This window comes from Klebsiella sp. H-Nf2 (assembly GCF_002806645.1).
Classification (GTDB): Bacteria; Pseudomonadota; Gammaproteobacteria; order Enterobacterales; family Enterobacteriaceae; genus Klebsiella; species Klebsiella variicola.
This window is the reverse complement of record NZ_PIBL01000006.1, coordinates 268,088-286,361: the sequence shown is the minus strand read 5'-3', so window position 1 is coordinate 286,361 and position 18,274 is coordinate 268,088. Positions and strand designations below refer to the sequence as shown.

Below are 18,274 nucleotides of genomic sequence, written 5' to 3'. Positions count from 1 at the left end.
TTCACTTTGTCATATGGTCATGAAGATTAACAAACCACGTCCAGATACCGACGTGGAAATTTTTAAATACATCAATGCCTAACGCTGATTTCAACATATAGAGCGCCAGCAGGATCGACAGCAGGGCGAACACCACGCCAAGCGTAATCAGCAGCGTCGCGAATATGCGTCCGAACAGGGTGCTTTCACGCGAAACTTTGCGCAGATCCCGACCAAAAAGAAATACCACGAAATAGCGGCGATGCAGGAACGGAAAGCTGTGGCGAAAATCGATGCGATGGCGTGACGCCAGGTTGGCGCGCACCAGCGCCTGCTCGATTCCCCGTTTCTGCTCCGCGGTTAATGAGGTTTCGACCTCCTGGTCAAGCGCGGCATAAAAGCGCTCGACCACCAGTTCAGCTGTAGATTTCGGCACGAGTAACCTGCTTACGTTAAGCGCTGATAGACTTGCGCGGTTTGCGCGGCAATTTCCGGCCATCGGTACTTCGGCATAAACTCACTGTAATCCGCTTTTTCACCTGCGGCCCATTGCTGCAGTTTCTGCGTCAGGGCCGGGACGTTGCCGACGGGAAAGTAGTCCGCTGGCGGCAGGCCAATTTCAAGGTTGGCCGGAATGTCGCTGACCACCACCGGCAGCGACCACGACATGGCCTCCAGCAGCGCGATCGGCAATCCCTCATGATAAGAGGGCAGCACGAATAGCCCGGCCTGAGAGAAAAGGGTATGCAGCGGCGCGCCGCTGATAAAGCCGGTGAGGATGACGTTTGGCGTGGCGGTCGCCTGTTGCTTCAGGCGCTCGCTATATTCATCGGCGTGGTCGGCATCGCCAATGAGTACCAGCGGTACCGAACATCCGGCGGCGGCATAGGCGGCAACGAGATCGTGCAGCCCTTTCTCTTCGACAAAACGGGCCACGGCAACGATATACTGACCCGGTTTTAGACCGTATTTATCGAGGATCGCCGCCTGTTGCTCCGCAGGCGGCAGGTCGGCCTGGCGCACGCCGTTGTAGATAACGTGGGCGTTATGTCGGCCATGTTTATGCTTAATCAGATTATTGATGACCTCGGAGATGACGATCACTTCATTGGCGTATTTCACCGCCCATTTTTCGCCAAGGCGCAGCATCTCTTTGGCCATCCGGCCCCATTTCTGCCGATCGTAATCCGGGCCATGATGGGTAAAGACGACGCGTTTTCCCAGCAGACGCAGCAACGGCACCACCAGACCGGGGCCGACGGCGTGAACGTGAACCACGTTTGAGCCGTCGAATAAGGTACTAAATGCCGCCAGCGTCGAGTGAATAATGGCCTCGAATTTACGGCTTTTCGGCGCCCACAGGCTTTTGAGTTTAACGCCCTGATATTCGCCGCGTTGGTAGTTCACATACGGCGAGCGGGCGATCACGCAGACTTCCGCGCTGCCCTGGCGATAGATTTCCGGGTATAAATTCTGGCAGTGCGTTTCGACACCGCCCTGCACATCGGGGATCCCGCGAGTGCCTAATACCGTGACGTTGGTGGTCATTTTTTCTCCCCGACAAGTTGCTGATAAAGCGCCTGCAGCACCTGCATGTGGCGGGCAAGATCGTATTTTTCTTCCAGCCGCTGGCGGGCGTTAATGCCCATAGTGCGTGCCAGCTCAGGGTCTGCAGCCAGTTTGTCCATCAGTTGCGCCAGCGCGTCGCTATTGCCGGGCTCAACCAGATAGCCATCGACGCCGTCGCGGATCTGTTCCGGGATGCCACCAATGTTGCCACCGATCACCGGGCGGCCAAATGCCATGGCTTCGAGCACCGACATCGAGCAGTTTTCATAATATTCGGAGGGGACGACCACCGCGCGGGCCCCGCGGATCAGGTTATTCAGCTCCTCGCCGTGTTTCATGTAGCCGAGGAACTGCGGGCCGCTGAAACGTGCGCGCAGGTCTGCGCCTAATGGGCCGTCGCCGACAATTTTAAGCGGCATCGTCTCCCGCATTTTTTGCTGCGCCTGCGCCAGCGTCGGTACGCCTTTTTCCCGGCTCAGGCGGCCAATATAGAGAAAATAGTCGCCCGCGGTTTCGCCGGGCACGGTGCTGTTGGCATCAATACCGTTGACAATCACCTCAATGCGGGCGTTGGGCAGCTTACGCAGCAAGGTCTGGCGCATAAACTCGCTCGGGGCGATGATACAGTCGAGCATGGCGTAATTTTTGGCGAACTTCTGCCAGTAGGCTTCCAGCGACAGCAGCAGGCTTTTGAAAGTATCGCCCTGCTGGCAGCGGTGACGAAAAGCGTTGATCACCGACCCGGTCAGACACTCTTCGCAGACATGGCCATCGCGCAGCATGGTGTAGGAAGGGCAGACGATTTTGTAATCGTGGGCGGTGAGTACCGTTTTGCAGCCAAAGCGCTTAGCTACGCCGATAACGGCAGGCGTAAGTTGATGATAGATATTATGAAAATGAACAATGTCCGGCCGCTCGCGCAACAAAAGCGTGTTGAGCTTCCCGCAGGCCTCGGCATTATAAATAAAGTCCACCCCGGCTTTGATTTTGCTCATCAGGCCGTGGCTGTCGTGGTAATCGACGTTATGAACGAAAAACTCCTCCCACGGCGACGGTTTATTTTCCGCATGCTGCATGCTGAAGTCGACGACCTGGTAGCCGGCTTGCAGCATCGCGTCGCGCTCCTGAAAATAAACGGTTTCCGCGCCGCCTTTGATAAAGAAGAATTTGTTAACGAAGAGAATTTTCATTTTCAGTATCAATATGCTGTGGATTCGAGACGGTCACCGCCGGGCGTTTCATCGGATCGCGCACTGAATTAATCACGCCGCGCACAAGCCCTGCTGAAAATAGCGATAAGTTAATGGCGCTCTGCACCCCATCGCGCAGCGATTTATTTTTAATGGCCTTCAGGGCGATAAACGCCAGCAGCGGCAGCAGGGCAATGGCGATAACTTTACCGTTGAAGGTCAGCAGGCAGATCAGTAAAACCAGAAGATAGAGGGTGAAGATCAGCTCATTACGCACAATCCGCAGCGCCGCCGGAAAATGGGCTTTCCCCCAGCAGTTTCGGAGCAACTCGCCCGGCGCCCACAGGAAACCATTCTTCCAGCGGTAGGTCAGCATTTTAAAGGTCGGCATAGTGTAAGAGGCGTGGCTGAAGTAGGGCGCCGTCAGGCGATGCAGCTTGTAACCCGCCGCCTGCAAGCGAATGCCGAGTTCCGCTTCTTCGTAACCGTGCAGGTTGAGGTTAGTCAGATAGCCGATTTTCTCGATCGCCTCGCGGCGATACAGGCCGCCGCCGCCCAGGTGATCGGTATCTCCCTGCGGATAGATCAGATGCAGGCGCTGTTTGCGCGATTTGAACTCGTAGTTGGAGGCATCATCCATCTCGACGCTACCGGCCACACCCGCATACTCCGGGTGGGTCTGCAGAAACTCAATGGCGGTATCCAGAAAGCCCGGCTCCAGTTCCATATCGCCATCCAGCAACAGCAGATAATCGCCTTCACTATACAGCCAGCCCAGCTGGTGGCCGATACCGCAGCAGCGGTCGGCGGCGTTATCCAGGCACACCACCATCGCGCCTTTCGCGATAGCCAGTTCGCGGGTGTTATCGGTCGATAAGCTATCGGCGACGATGATTTGATGCGGGTACGGTTGCAGCTGTTTGCGCACGCTATCGATCGTTTTCTCGATGCCCTGCGCTTCGTTCAGAGTCTTGATGCTGACGGTAATTGATGGTGTTTTATTCATAGTGGGTACCGGAGTTAAGACGGACAGCGCGGTGGATGATAATCAGCGCCCCAAGGGATAACCATAATAAAAACTGTAGCATGGGAATGATCATCAGGATCTGGCTGTACGGCAGGCTCAGCAGACAGCCGATGACAAAAACATAGAATGCCGGCGCTGAGCTGAGAAGCTGGAGATCCTCAAGCTTGAGATCGTGACGCGAAAAGGTTTCTTTGGGGCGCATGGCGACCAGTACCGAGGCAATGGTGCCGATAAACAGAATGATGCCGATAATACCCACTTCCCACAGCAGCATGCTCAAGGCGGTAGAATCGAGGATCAGGTGATACCAGGCGCCGATATAGCCCGGTGAGACCGTACTGCCGCTGTTGGTGGCGTTAAGGCCGTAACCAAACAGCATGCCGCCCGGACCAAACAGTTCGTTATGCTGCAACCAGAAGAAGACGGTGGTAAAGCGTCCCAGTTCACCGCTGGGCATAATGTAGTTGGTATCAAAAATATAGCCCAGCGAATCGATAAATACCGACAGTGCGCTTTTCGTCGGGTCGCCGCCGAAGGCCGAGGAATAGTTGGAGGCCAGCACGGTAATGGCGACAAAAATTAATAGCGCCATGCCGGCGGCGATGATCAGCAGCGATCGCAGGCTGACTTTACTTACGCCGCTCACATAGCCGGGCAGGATCCACAGTAGCGCCAGCAGGAACGGCGACAGAAGAATGACAAACTTCACTTCGCCGACTACGCAGAGGAAGAAGCCCAGCGCGATATGTATCACCAATGATTTGAATGAACAGATACCGTGCTTAAACTCCGACACCTTCATGAGCATGATCAGCAGGCAGAACATCCCCATCGCCGCGGTGTTGCCCCCACCCATCGGATCGCCGCCAAAAGTGCCGACCACCGAGTCCCACTTCTCATCTTCGCCGCGAAACGCCACCCGTTTAGGCACCACGAAAATCACCTGATAAATAGCGACCGGGATCTGCACATAGTAGATCCAGTAGAAAAGCCGGGTAAGACGGTACAGCTGCGATTCACTAAACATCCCCAGTAGCATGCACAACATCAGCAGCGAGAGCGCCAGCTCGTTTTTAAAACCGACGATGGCGGTGACAATACCCGACTGTAGAACGGTGGAGACTAGTCCGAGAGCGATAAACGTCAGATACAGCGCCAGTATCAGCTTTTCACGCCCGGTGAGTGCCAGTGGCTGCGGGCGGCTCTGCATCAGGAGCAGCACCGCCATCGCCAGCACCATAAAAAATGGCAGCCACAGCACGGCCGCGACACCGGTGAAATACTGGACCGTACCGCAGAACACCAGCGTCATTAGGGCATAGGCTTCGAGATAGCGGCCGGTATTTAGCTGCATATTTTCTGCTCCTGCAGCGAAAGCGTTTTCGCCCGCTGATTCATTTTGAGCAGAATGAACAGGTAACGCGCGAAGGTCAGGAATGAGAAGGCCAGCAGGGCGATTTCATAATTGACGCCAAAGTACGGCAAGGCGATGAAGGTGATGACGATAATCATCAACTGCTCAATCTGAATGCGCAGGAAGTAGCGCCGGGAGCCGAAGATCAGTTCGATCACCGTCAACGGACTGACCGCCAGCGCGGCGAACAGATAAGGCAGCATGTAGCGCGAGGTGGGGATCGAATTCAGCCACTCCTCGCTAAAACCCAGGCGCATCACCAGCGGATAGAAAATCCAGATGCCAAGGATGCACACCGCGGCGGCGCCCAGCAGCAGCAGGCGAACCTTTTTATATTCCGGATAGTTAAAGGTGTGGTTGCGAAAATCCATCGACCATTTAGAAAAAATAGAGTTGCGCACGGCGTTACCGATAATCATCACCGGCGACAGGCAGAAGCGGCTGACCACCGAAAAGTAGCCGGCGACCAGCGGCGAAAACCAGACGTTAATCAGCATCGTCGGCAGGTTATTACTGGCCATCGCCAGCACCTCGGCGCTGCCGACGCGACTGATATGCTGCCAGTGTTCGCGTAGAAAACGCAGATTTGCCGCAGGGGAAAAGTGGTGCAACGTTAAGCTCTTGAAGTTAAACAGACGAATCAGGCAGACGAGCAGCAGTAGCAGGATCCCGACCATCCACGCCAGATAGAACTGCGTCGGGTTGGGCATCACCAGCAGCGCGATGGCGACCACCAGCGACACCGCAATGCGCTGGAAGGTGAGGAAAGGATAGTTGCCGCCACGCAGGGAAAGGTTTTCCGCCACCAGCACCAGCGCATAGCCGAAGGTCAGCAAATAGAGAAACGCAATATTAAGCCCGAAGATAAGCCCGGTGATCACCGCCCAGGGGATTGCCATCAGCAGGCTCTGCAGCAGGCAAAACACCACGTTTTGCCCCAGTTCGTGATCCTCCTGGCGGGGTAGCAGCAATTGCGAGGCAAAGGTGCAGACCTGCGCGCCGATCAGCACATTGCTGTAAATCATCGCGTAATGGCCGACCTCAGCCATCCCGTAGCGATGGGAGATAAGCCAGACCGAAAAGGCGCCGATCAGCTGCGAAAGCACGGATGAACTGGCGATGGATGAAATACTCTTAATCAGATTCATAGGCGCTATTTCGGGGCAATGAGTTCGCGCATCTGGCGATCGAGCAGGCGTTTACCTTCCTGCGTTTCCAGGTGCTCTTCTTGTACCAGGTTGAGCACGTTCGCCACCTGGACCTTGCCAGCGCCTTGCAGGCGACGTTCTGCCTCACGGATGTGTGCCGCCTGCTCGCCCGCTTTCACCACCAGCAGACTGATATCGCTTTGCGCCGCCAGGAGTAAGCTATCCTGCGCCTGACTGAGCGCCGGGGTGTCGATGATCAGCGTATCGTAAGTCTGATGCAGATCCGCCAGCAGGGTGGGTAAACGTTCGGCAGTCAGCAGCAGTAGTGATGAGTCCTGAAGTTTGCCGCGTGGCATAAAATCCAGTTTCTCATCCAGTTTGACGATCGCCTGTTCCTGCGTACAGTTGCCGTTCAACAACTGATTAAAGCCTTGCTTATGCTGAGGAAATTTTGCCGACAATCCCTGAGACGCCAGATAATCGAGGTCAATGAGCAGGGTTTTGCGCGATTTGCTGGCGGACCAGGCCAGAAGTTCAGCAATAAGTGAACTGCCGGAACGGGATTGTACCGAGGTGACCAGAATGGTAGCGGGCTTATCGCGCTGATTAAGTAATGCCAGCCGTAGACTGTGGATCATATCGGCATACAGCACGTTATGGAAAATCTGCCTGACATTCTCCAGATGCGTCAGCTGCGGAAATTCACCGCTGCCATCGAGGGCGGTTTTCGCTTTCAGCTCGCTGAGGCTATTCACCGTTTTATCCAGCGCGGTGCTGACGATCAGGTACATGATATAGAGCGCCAGCGCCAGCATCGTAACCATGATAATTAGCAGGCCGCGCTGCGGTTTAGACGGCCGATCCGGCGGTACCGCAGCGTCGTAAATGACCTCATCCGGAACTGAGAAGCTCTCCGACAATTTTTGCTCGTTGGCGCGCTGGTACAGCGACTTATACAACTCTTCGGTTTTGTTCAGCGCGGTGGTCATGGTGTTGTACTGGTCGCGTTTGGCGCCGAGCGCCTGGAAATCAGCCTTCTGATCGTTGAGCATTTTCTGATAGTGCTGCTCATCGTCGAGAGCGATTTGATACTGCTGACGCAAACCGTTAAATAGCTCGCCCAGTACCTGGCCGAGCTGCACGTTAACGGCCTGCAACTGCGCCTGGGCTTGCAGATATTTCGGATGCTGTGGCCCGTAATGCTTAGCGGCTTCAGAGAGATTACGCCGGGTCTGGATGAGCGCAATGCGTAAGTCCTGAATTTGCGGATGTCCGGAGATTTCCGGCAGTGAGATAATTTGTTCTACCGGTTTACCCTGCTGGCGGCGGACTTTGTCCCACACCGTCTGCGCTTTCAGGCGGCGCTGGGTGGCGTCGGCGAGGTGGTTTATCACAATCCCCAGGCGTTCGGTTTCATAACCATCCATGCTGCGGAAGGTCAGTAGCCCATTCTCTTTGAGAAAATGGTCGATGTCCGCCTTTTGCTGCTCCATTTTGCTCTTCAGGTCGGCCATCATTTTTTCATTCCAGCCCTGTGCCTGAAGCAAGGTGTTTTGCTTCTGCTGCAGGCTGTAGTCAATGAAAGCCTGGGCGACGCCGTTGGCGATATCAGCGGCTTTTTGCGGTGATTTGGCTTCCATTGATACGGAAACCAGCTGGGTGGTACGCACCCCAGAAATTGTCAGACCTCTTTCCAGCGCCTGAATGGCATTGTGGATGCGCGTGGCTTCGTCGAGATTATCACCGCCGTTAAATTCGCTATCCTGATACAGCTTTAATTTGCGCACCGCGGCATCAAGCACCACGCGAGAACCCATTAATGCGTACTTGGTCTCGTAATAATCGCTGCGCGTGGAGTCGTAGTTTTCCAGCCGCGGCAGGGGAGAGATGTCCTGCGACTGCGCTTTAAACAGCACGGTGGCCGTCGCTGTGTAGCTTGAGGACATAAAGCGCGTCAGAATAAATGATGCCACCGCGGCGACAATCACTACCGCCAGGCACCAGATAAGCTTGTGCTTAATTTTGTTGAAATAAGGCGTGAAGTCGATAAAACCTTCTTTCTTTTTTCCATTTTCGACCAATGAAATTGCCATATCAGAAGAAACTCATGCCAATAATGATGGTATCTCCAGCCTGCACGGAGGAGTCGGCGGCGACATTTTCCAGCAGCCTACCGCCGCGGGCCTGTCGAATTTGAATATCACGACGGTCGGCGCGGTCGGTGAAACCGCCAGCCAGGGCGATGGCTTTTTCCGCCGTTAATCCCGGCTCCCAGGCATATCCATCCGGTTTTTTCACTTCGCCGAGCAGGTAAACTTTGCGGTATTCGGCAATGCTCACCGTGACCATCGGTGCCTGCAGGTAGTTACCGCGCAGCTTATCGGCGATTTCATTACTCACTTGTTCGGGGGTTTTGCCCTTCAACAACAGCGAACCGATGTAGGGATAATCAATGCTGCCACTGTTATCGATTTTTACCCGCATAGTAAGATCCTGTTCCCCGGAGACGGCAATATTCACTTCATCGCCCTGGTCCAGAAGATAAACCGCGTCCGGCGGCGTTTTGATCGTCTGCGGCGGAGTGGAACAACCCGCCAGCAACAACGCCAACAGCGAAAGCATCGCCAGTTTTCTGTTGAAAAGGATCATATCTGTACCTGCGTCATAAAAATAATGGCCGAATCGTCGTAGCCCAGGGTGCGGTCAACCGCATGCGAGTAGTCCGGGCCAATATAAAATGTGTCCGTGTCTTTATTCGAGTGCATAGTGTTCCATTGCAGCTTCAGCTTAAAGTTAATCGATGGTCGGAAATCGTAGTTAAGCGTCAGTGACAGTAGATTGCTCTGGTCTTTGCGCTTATTGCTCTGATGCTTATAGTCTTCAGTGATATATGAATAATCGACCAGGGTTGAGAATCGATCCACCAGCCAGTGATGCTCATAGCCAACGCCAAAATTAGAAACCAGGATATAGCCGCCGGAGTCGGTAGGATCTTTGATGCGCTGGGAGCTGTGTAAGTTAAACTTCATCTGCTCCAGCGGTTTCCAGTCGGCGGTGATATCCCAGTTCAGACCGTTGAAACCCTGTGAGTTCGGGTTATGGATAAAGTCTTTGTACAGCCAGGCAACGTTACCATTAATCTCGGTTTTGCCCGACAATCGGTTTTTCATCCCAAACAGCAGATAATACTCATTGCTGTCTTTTAGCGGATTCAGCTCGTAACGGCGCTGGTTGGTGATAAAGCTATAGCGGTAGCGCAGCGTTTTAGCTTTCTGATCGAACAGCTCGGCCACCAGGCTGTTTTCATTCCACTCCTGGTCGTGCATGTAGTAGTCAAAGTCATCGCTGGCGGCTTTAATGCTATCGAGGTCGCGAAAGCGCAACTGCTTATGCAGCAACGCGACTTCAACTTTACCGCGTCCCTCCGGGGCACCATAGCTGTAGCGTAGCTCGCTGTTGAAAAAACGGGTGCCGATAGGTTTATTAATACCAAACTCTTTAAACTGCTCAGGTAAAAAACCTTCGGTTGTGTCCTGACCGCGTTCTTCGTGACCCAGCGTCTCATCAAGGTCCAGCGAGAGCCCGTGCATGCTGCCGAAGCGCCATTTACCATTGAACATGAAAAAATGATTATTACGATTGTCCGCGCTATCGTTGGCATAGTTGCGATAATCGCCGGAGTACATCAGCAGGTAGCGGTCTTCATAGCGTTCACCGATGGCTTTGACGATCGGTTTAATGTTCTGGTAGCTGGAGCCGATTTTATTCTGGTCATACCGCTGCCAGGTCACGTTGTCGTTGTAACCAATGTCATAACCCAGTTGGCTCTCGAAATCGATGCCGGCAATACCGGTATGCGGTTTCCCCTGCAGGTCAGCATGGACCCAGGGGATATAAAGCAGCATCGTCAGAGCCATCCCTTTAGAACGCATTTTTGCTCACAAAACCGCGGAAGAAAGTCAGAAAAATAATTTTTAAATCCAGTAACAGTGACCATGACTGAATATATTGCAGATCAAACTGGATACGTTTTTCCATCTTATCAAGCGTATCCGTTTCGCCGCGAAAACCATTGATTTGCGCCAGCCCGGTGATACCAGGCTTCACCTTATGACGAATCATGTAGTTTTCGACGAGTACGCGATATTGCTCATTATGTGCGACGGCATGCGGACGTGGGCCGACAATAGACATTCGTCCCTGCAGGACATTAATAAATTGTGGCAACTCATCCAGTGAGGTTTTACGCAAAAAAGCGCCGAATTTGGTGATTCGTGGATCGTTACGCGTGGCTTGCGTGACCACGGCGCTGTTCTCCATCACGCGCATGGTTCGAAATTTCCACACTTGTATCTGTTTACCGTTCAGACCGTAGCGGTTTTGTTTAAACAACACGGGACCAGGCGAGGTGAGTTTAATCCCTATGGCCACAATCAGCATCGCCGGTAGGCTGAGTAAGGTAAAAAAGAGGCCAAGAATGATGTCTTCAATACGTTTGAGTACCGCGCCTTCCCCATCAAACGGCGAGGTGAAAATACTGATGGTTTGGATGTTGCCAAACATGCGTAACTGGGAAATATGTGCGCTATACGAGAAGAGATCGGGTACCAGAAAGACATCCACTGTGGTATCGGAAAATTCGTTCAGGAACTGGCGAATACGCTGTTGGGCAACCATCGGTAGTGCAATATACACTTCATCTACCTCGCCTTTCTTCGCCAGCGCCAGTAGATCTCTTGAGTTACCCGACTTCTCGATATTGATAAGGCGGCTGTCGCGTTGCACGGTGCGGTCTTCGAAGAAACGAATATCGATACCCTCAGCTGAGAATTCTTTATGCAGTTCCTGAAGGATCGCCAGCCCCGCAGGCGTTATCCCCAGAATGGCGACTCTGCGTTTGCTCTTAAAGAAATAGCGACTGGTTACGACACGGATCAGAAACATACTGATGAAAACGGCAACGGAGCACAGGGCGATCGTTTTGGCTAATGCCAGGTGATGAAGCGAGAGGGGGCGGCTGGCCAGCTGTTCAGCGATGACAATCAACAGAAAAGATAACACCCCCCCCACGCCGGCACTAATAAGCAGTTTAGCGAAAGTGGATAAGTATCTTCCTTTCATTTGCCCCGAATAGAGCTGAAAATACTCATTGGTACGTATAAATATTAATGAATAAATAATCCCAAGTAATATAGACGAAGGGGTGGGGACAAGATCAAGAACGATAAGGTAGACATAGATAAAAATGTTTACAGAGAAAAAATCAAGCAATTTCATTATGTTGCTATAGCGGGTGCTATAAATTTTAATTTTGCTATCTGTCATTTTTCGCTCATTTTATCGTCAATTAAATAATGTTTTCTTATCATTCAGTAGAGGGGAAAGGAAAAATTATTTATTAACGTGATTTTGAATAAACTATCTATAACTATAGATGATAGGTTATAAGATGTCGACTTGACAGTTAAAAAATATATAGATTTATCAATGAATAAAATAACCATGAATATTGCGATGTTTTGCGCGATTCATGATACTTAATTCAGCGTTTGAGCGTGCCGGGGAAGTTAGGGGAGAAAGACACGCCTTGGCAGGCCGCAGCCGGATTATAAAATACGGCCGCCTGACTCAGGATGACGACAGCTTGCCGGCCATCGCCTGTTGAATAATCGGGATAGGGGTCAGTAAGTGCTCGCGCATCAATGCGCTGGCCTGCTCGGCATCGCGCGCCAGAATGGCGTCCAGCAGGGTCTGGTGCTGGACATGCTTGTCCTCCAGCATCTCCACCGACAGCACGGTGGTGCGCAGCCAGATAAAACGGTAGCGCGCCGCCAGATCGAACAGCCGTTCACGCATCTGCAGCAGGTACTGGGAGCCGCAGCCGGCAACAATGGCGGTGTGAAACGCCTGATGGCGCTGGTCCCATTCATCGAGTAAGCGCTCGCTGGCGTCGCAGGACTCCAGTTTGTTGAGCAGATGGGCGCGGGCCAGCAGCTCGGCTTCCCACTCGTCGCCGCCGCGTTCGATGGCGAGGCGCACCAGCATGGCTTCCATGTTGGCGCGCGCATCGAAGATATCGAGAAGCTCCTGTTCGGACATGGGCGCTACCCGATAGCCTTTCTGATTAACCACCGTCACCAGCCTTTCCGCCACCAGCTGCGAGAGCGCCTCCCGCAGCGGCCCGACGCCGAGCTCATAGCGCGACGTCAACAGGCTCATCCGCAGCTTCTCATCGGGTTGGTAGACCCCGCGGATGATGTCGTTTTTCAACCAACGGTACCCGTCAATGGCCGTCGCCTGGGGAATGGCGGTCATGTTCTTACTCCTGAATACTCTTCCCGGCGGGTGCCGGGAACAGGGTTAACGCGTATTTTGCAGCGGCAGTTTTTGCCACAATACCAGCTTTTTCCAGCGTGACATAATCGGTACTGTACAAATAATTCCTAATGCTAACAGCCCGGTAGAGATCACTTCCAGCTGCTGCGCCGGGCGGAACAGCATCACCACCAACACGAAGGTGATAAAGGCGATAACCAGCCAGGTCAGGTACGGGTAGAGCCACATCTTAAGACGAATTTCCCCCCCTTTCGCCAGCAGGATTTTGCGCATCCGCAGCTGAGAAATGGCGATCACCAGATAAACCAGCAGGGCGATGGCGCCGGAGCTGTCGATGAGGAATTTAAATACCTTGGCGGGGGCGTAGTAGTTCACCACCACGGTTAAGAAGGCTGCGCCGGTGGAGAGCAGCACCGCCACGTACGGGGTTTTACTGCGGTTGGTTCGGCCCATGATGGCCGGCGCATCACCGCGGCGGCTCAGGGAGTAGAGCATCCGCGAGGCGGTATACAGCGCCGAGTTCAGACAGCTGGTGACCGACAGGAGGATCACACCGTCCATAATCAGCTTCGCGTAGGGAATATGCAGCAGCTCGAGCACCGAGCGGTAGGACCCCACGCTCTTCAGTCCCGGCATGTTCCACGGGATCAGGGCGACCACCACGAAAATGGAGCACAGGTAGAAGATAGAGATACGCCAGATAACGGAATTGGTGGCACGGACGATGTGTTTATCCGGGGTATCCGATTCGGCGGCGGCAATGGTGACGATCTCCGCGCCCATAAACGAGAACATGGTGATCAGCATCGCGCTGAGTACCGCGCCGAAGCCGTTCGGCATAAAGCCGCCGTGATCCCACAGACGCGAAATCCCACTCACTTCGGCATAGGGGTAGAAGCCCGTGATGGCGATGGCACCCAGCACGATAAAGGCCAGAATGGCGATGACTTTACAGATAGCGAGCCAGAACTCGAATTCACCGTAGTTCTTGACGCTCAGCAGGTTACTGCCGGTGAGGGTGAGAGTGATGACCAGTGAGAACAACCACACCGGGACGCCCGGCACCCACGAATGCAGAATAATCGCCGCGATATTGGCTTCCAGCGGAATAACCAGTACCCAGAACCACCAGTACAGCCAGCCGATGGTATACCCCGCCCAGCGGCCGATAGCTTTATCGGCGTAGGTGGAAAAGGAGCCAGTATCCGGCGTGGCGACGGCCATTTCGGCCAGCATACGCATAATCATCACCACCAGCAGCCCGGCAAACAGATAGGCCAGCAGCACCGCCGGGCCCGCTTCGGCAATGGCGACGCTGGAACCGACAAATAAACTCGCGCCGATCACCCCGGCGATAGATAACATCGTGACGTGGCGCGACTTCAGCCCCGCCCCTAAATCCTGTGATTGCGACAGTTGCCCCATCATTTACCCTCTCGAAGTGTGTCACCTGGGAGAGCGCCCCGACATTCCCGCGCCGGGGCACGCGTATTATTGTTGTTTTGCAGGTCTCGTCTTCATTCCTTTACGAACGTACTTCGCTTCCGCATGTGTTCTGTTCTATGCCTGTTTCGCCTCGGTAAAGCAGTCGGCGATGATCTTGAGACCCTGCTCGATCTGCGCCTCTTCGATGGTCAGCGGCACCAGGATGCGCAGCACGTTGTAGTACGGCCCGCAGGAGAGCAGGATCAGGCCTTTGTCGCGGGCGCGGGCAACGATATCCGCCGTCAGCCTGGCGTTAGGTTTGCTGTGGTCGCCCTCTTCAAACAGCTCAATAGCGATCATCGCCCCGAGGCCGCGAACGTCGCCGATCTCCGGATGATCTTCCGCAATCGCCAGCAGGCCCTGGCGCAGGGTGTCGCCGAGCTGGTTGGCTTTTTCCAGCAGGTTCTCCTGCTCGAAAATCTGCAATACCGCCAGGGCGGCGGCGCAGGCGATGGGGTTACCAGCGTAAGTGCCGCCCAATCCGCCCGGCGCAATAGCGTCCATGACTTCCGCCCGTCCGGTGACGCCCGCCAGCGGGAAACCGCCGGCGATGGATTTGGCGAAGGTGGTGATATCTGCCGCCACGCCCATCTGCTCCATGGCGAACAGCGTGCCGGTACGGCCCGCACCGCTCTGGACCTCATCGGCGATCAGCATGATGCCGTGTTCGTCGCACAGGGCGCGCAGGCGCTGCATAAAAGCCGGGGAAGCGGCATAAAACCCGCCTTCACCCTGCACCGGCTCAATAATGATGGCGGCGATATCTTCCGGCGCGGCGTCATTTTTGAAGATGCGATGGATGCTGGCGATCGCCTCATCATCACTGACGCCGTGCAGCGCGCACGGGTAGAGGGCGCGATAGACGTGGCCCGGCATTAACCCCATACCGGCGGAGTACGGGTTCACTTTTCCGGTCAGCGACAGGGTGTAATGGGTACGGCCGTGATAAGCGCCGGTGAAGGCGATGGCGCCGCTGCGCCCGGTTGCCGCGCGGGCGATTTTCACCGCGTTCTCCACCGCTTCCGACCCGGTGGTGACCAGCAGGGTTTTCTTGGCAAAATCACCAGGCACCTTCTGGTTCATCTTTTCGCACAGCGCCAGATAGGGCTCGTAGGCCAGTACCTGAAAGCAGGTATGCGACAGCTTTTTCAACTGGTCTTCGACGGCGGCGACAACCTGCGGGTGCAGATGGCCGGTGTTCAGCACCGCGATACCGCCGGCAAAATCGAGATATTCCCGCCCTTCGACGTCCCACACCCGGCAGTTCTCCGCGCGTTCGGCGAAGATAGGGTGGATCTGGCCGACGCCGCGCGGCACCGCATCGCTGCGACGCGCCATCATTGCTTTATTGCTGTTCATCCATCGCTCCTGTTAAAGGCCAATACACATATATTTGATTTCTAAGTAATCTTCGATACCGTACTTCGACCCTTCGCGGCCAAGGCCGGAGGCCTTGACGCCGCCGAACGGGGCGACTTCGGTCGAGATAATGCCGGTGTTGATGCCGATGATGCCGTACTCCAGCGCTTCGCCGACGCGGAAGACGCGGCTCAGATCGCGGGCATAGAAATAGGCGGCGAGGCCGAATTCGGTATCGTTGGCCTGGGCAATGACGTCGGCTTCATCTTTAAAGCGGAACAGCGGCGCCAGCGGGCCGAAGGTCTCCTCTTTCGCCACTTTGGCGCTGTCGGGAACATTGACCAGGATGGTCGGCTGGAAGAAGTTGCCGCCCAGGGCATGCGGTTTGCCGCCGGTGACGACCTTCGCGCCTTTGGCGATGGCGTCGGCAATATGTTCTTCAACTTTGGCGACGGCTTTCTCGTCGATCAGCGGGCCGGTCGTGACGCCATCCTGCAGGCCATCGCCGATGCGCAGTTTTTCCACCGCCTGCTGTAGTTTTTCAGCGAAACGGTCATACACCCCGTCCTGCACATACAGTCGGTTGGCGCAGACGCAGGTCTGCCCGGCGTTGCGGAACTTCGACGCCAGCGCGCCCTCGACGGCTTTATCGAGGTCGGCGTCGTCAAAGACGATAAACGGCGCGTTGCCGCCGAGTTCCAGGGAGACTTTTTTGATGTCTTTCGCACACTGCTCCATCAGCTGGCGGCCAATCTCGGTCGAGCCGGTGAAGGAGAGCTTGCGCACCAGCGGATTGCTGGTCAGTTCGCCGCCGACCGCGCCGGCGGAGCCGGTAACCACGTTAAACACCCCGGCGGGGATCCCGGCGCGATTCGCCAGTTCGGCCAGCGCCAGCGCGGAAAACGGCGTCTGGCTGGCCGGTTTCAGGACCATGGTGCAGCCGGCGGCCAGCGCCGGGCCCGCTTTACGGGTGATCATCGCCGCCGGGAAGTTCCACGGGGTGATGGCGGCGGTAACGCCGATCGGCTGCTTAATCACCAGCAGGCGTTTGTCGGCCTGATGGCCGGGAATGGTATCGCCGTAAATGCGCTTACCTTCTTCGGCGAACCACTCAATAAAGGAGGCGGCGTAGCTGATTTCGCCTTTGGCTTCCGCCAGCGGTTTTCCCTGCTCGAGGGTCATCAGGCGGGCGAGATCGTCCTGGTTCTCCATCATAAGATCGAACCAGCGGCGCAGAATGTTCGCCCGCTCTTTGGCGGTGAGGGCTCGCCAGGCGGGAAGGGCGCGATTGGCGGCTTCAATTGCTTCGCGGGTTTCATCGGCGCCCATTTTCGGTACGCTGCCGAGCTGCTCGCCGTTGGCCGGGTTGGTCACCACAATCACGTCGCCATTGGGGGCATCGCGCCACTGACCATCGATCAGCGCCTGCTGGCGAAACAGTGTCATATCGTTGAGTTGCATAATCGCTTCCTGTCTTAAGGGGGTTAACGGGTAAAAGCGGCGTGTAGTGTCTCCACGCTACGTGCCGCACGCAGCGTGCGTCCGGGGTTGCTCTGGCTGGCCAGCAGGGTCTGTACCTTGCTGACGATGTGCGCGCCGATCGGGATAGCGGAGGTGGCCGCTGGCGATGGCGCATTGCAGGTATGTATCGAACGCGCGGTGGTGACGAAGAGAAAATCGTCGATCAGCTTGCCCTGCGGCGACACGGCCTGCGCCCGCACGCCGGCGGGCCACGGGCGTAAATCGCTCAGCGTCAGGCTCGGGCAATATTTTTGCACCAGCCGCAGATAGCCGCTTCTGCACAGCGAATTCTTCATTTCGCCCAGTCCGGAGCGCAGGTTGTTTTGCAGTACCCGGCGAATGCCGGGCGAGGTGAGGATCTCCAGGGTATCGGCCAGCGAGATATCGCGCTTGCGGTAGCCTTCGCGCTTGAGGGCCAGCACCGCATTGGGGCCGACGGTGACGCTGCCGTCGATCATGCGGGTCAGGTGGACGCCGAGGAACGGCATCGTTGGATCGGGGATCGGATAGATCAGATGATTGACGATCTGGTTGTGCTGCGGCGCCAGTTGAAAATATTCGCCGCGGAACGGGCAGATGATAAAGCCGGGATCGACGCCGATCATTTTCACCAGCCGATCGGCCATCAAGCCCGAACAGGCGATCAGCGTGGAGGCCTCATATTCGCCGCCCTGGCGGGTGCGGATCACCACGCCGCTGGCATGTTCTTTCAGGGCGCTGACTTCGGCGTCGTAGACGATCGTTCCGCCTTTCGATTCGAAGATCTTCGCCATTGCCGCCGCCACGTCGCGGTAGCTGACGATGCCGCTGGAAGGGACGAAGATCCCGCCGAGCCCGGTAATGTTCGGTTCGCGCTCGCGTAGCTCCCCGGCGCTTAGCCACTCGCGTTGCAGGCCGTTGGCGGCGGTGCGATCCCACAGGGCGCGCATCCGCTCCATTTCCAGCGGCGAGGTGGCGACCAGCATTTTGCCGCAGACGTCATAGCGGATGCCGTTCTGCTCGCAAAAGGCTTTGGTGGCGCGGTTGCCGGCGAGGCAAAACTGCGCCTTAAGGCTGCCGGGGGTGTAGTACACCCCGGCGTGGATCACGCCGCTGTTGTGGCCAGTCTGATGGCAGGCCGGACCGGTCTCTTTTTCCAGCAGCGCAATGCGCGCGTCCGGGTAAATCTCAATTAACTGCATGGCGGTCGACATGCCGATGATGCCGCCGCCGATAATCACGAAATCATACATCCGCTCAATTCCTT

At 55.5% G+C, this 18,274-nt stretch carries 15 protein-coding genes; all 15 read right to left on the bottom strand.

All coding sequences use genetic code 11. The features are described from left to right. Position 1: 1 nt before the first annotated feature. A complete protein-coding gene (locus tag CWM58_RS16975; protein WP_015704480.1) occupies positions 2–415 on the bottom strand; it encodes a hypothetical protein in 414 nt (137 codons plus the stop codon). An 11-nt stretch (positions 416–426) separates the two neighbouring features. Then, positions 427–1,527 (bottom strand): glycosyltransferase family 4 protein, encoded by a 1,101-nt coding sequence (locus tag CWM58_RS16970; RefSeq protein ID WP_100681393.1) that lies wholly within the window; start codon positions 1,525–1,527, stop codon positions 427–429. Next, entirely contained in the window at positions 1,524–2,738 is a 1,215-nt protein-coding gene (locus tag CWM58_RS16965) for a glycosyltransferase family 4 protein (RefSeq protein ID WP_100681392.1), read from the bottom strand. Before CWM58_RS16965 ends, CWM58_RS16970 begins: the two co-directional genes overlap by 4 nt. After that, entirely contained in the window at positions 2,719–3,744 is a 1,026-nt protein-coding gene (locus CWM58_RS16960) for a glycosyltransferase family 2 protein (protein ID WP_100676231.1), read from the bottom strand. The genes CWM58_RS16965 and CWM58_RS16960 overlap by 20 nt, the downstream gene beginning before the upstream one ends. Beyond that, positions 3,737–5,119, bottom strand: a complete 1,383-nt coding sequence (locus tag CWM58_RS16955) for a capsular biosynthesis protein (protein WP_100681391.1) — start codon at positions 5,117–5,119, stop codon at positions 3,737–3,739. Before CWM58_RS16955 ends, CWM58_RS16960 begins: the two co-directional genes overlap by 8 nt. Then, the gene (locus CWM58_RS16950; RefSeq protein WP_100681390.1) at positions 5,110–6,327 is read right to left on the bottom strand and encodes a lipopolysaccharide biosynthesis protein; all 1,218 of its coding nucleotides are present in this window, start codon (positions 6,325–6,327) and stop codon (positions 5,110–5,112) included. Before CWM58_RS16950 ends, CWM58_RS16955 begins: the two co-directional genes overlap by 10 nt. 5 nt (positions 6,328–6,332) lie before the next feature. Further along, the gene (locus tag CWM58_RS16945) at positions 6,333–8,420 is read right to left on the bottom strand and encodes a GumC family protein (protein ID WP_100681389.1); all 2,088 of its coding nucleotides are present in this window, start codon (positions 8,418–8,420) and stop codon (positions 6,333–6,335) included. A gap of 1 nt (position 8,421) precedes the next feature. Next, complete coding sequence (locus CWM58_RS16940) at positions 8,422–8,976, bottom strand: polysaccharide biosynthesis/export family protein (protein ID WP_162677961.1); 555 nt, start codon at positions 8,974–8,976, stop codon at positions 8,422–8,424. Beyond that, positions 8,973–10,259, bottom strand: a complete 1,287-nt coding sequence (locus CWM58_RS16935; protein WP_100681388.1) for an outer membrane beta-barrel protein — start codon at positions 10,257–10,259, stop codon at positions 8,973–8,975. Before CWM58_RS16935 ends, CWM58_RS16940 begins: the two co-directional genes overlap by 4 nt. Further along, positions 10,249–11,652: an undecaprenyl-phosphate glucose phosphotransferase gene (locus CWM58_RS16930; RefSeq protein WP_100681387.1), complete on the bottom strand. Its 1,404-nt coding sequence runs from the start codon at positions 11,650–11,652 to the stop codon at positions 10,249–10,251. Before CWM58_RS16930 ends, CWM58_RS16935 begins: the two co-directional genes overlap by 11 nt. 303 nt (positions 11,653–11,955) lie before the next feature. Next, the gene (gene csiR, locus CWM58_RS16925) at positions 11,956–12,642 is read right to left on the bottom strand and encodes a DNA-binding transcriptional regulator CsiR (RefSeq protein WP_100681386.1); all 687 of its coding nucleotides are present in this window, start codon (positions 12,640–12,642) and stop codon (positions 11,956–11,958) included. A 45-nt stretch (positions 12,643–12,687) separates the two neighbouring features. Further along, the gene (gene gabP / locus CWM58_RS16920; RefSeq protein WP_100681385.1) at positions 12,688–14,088 is read right to left on the bottom strand and encodes a GABA permease; all 1,401 of its coding nucleotides are present in this window, start codon (positions 14,086–14,088) and stop codon (positions 12,688–12,690) included. 135 nt (positions 14,089–14,223) lie between these two features. Next, positions 14,224–15,507: a 4-aminobutyrate--2-oxoglutarate transaminase gene (gene gabT / locus CWM58_RS16915; RefSeq protein WP_065907911.1), complete on the bottom strand. Its 1,284-nt coding sequence runs from the start codon at positions 15,505–15,507 to the stop codon at positions 14,224–14,226. 12 nt (positions 15,508–15,519) lie between these two features. Next, a complete protein-coding gene (gabD, locus tag CWM58_RS16910) occupies positions 15,520–16,968 on the bottom strand; it encodes an NADP-dependent succinate-semialdehyde dehydrogenase (RefSeq protein WP_061155657.1) in 1,449 nt (482 codons plus the stop codon). A gap of 23 nt (positions 16,969–16,991) precedes the next feature. Next, on the bottom strand, positions 16,992–18,260 hold the full coding sequence (lhgO, locus tag CWM58_RS16905) for an L-2-hydroxyglutarate oxidase (RefSeq protein ID WP_100681384.1): 1,269 nt from the start codon (positions 18,258–18,260) through the stop codon (positions 16,992–16,994). Between the last annotated feature and the right edge of the window lie 14 nt (positions 18,261–18,274).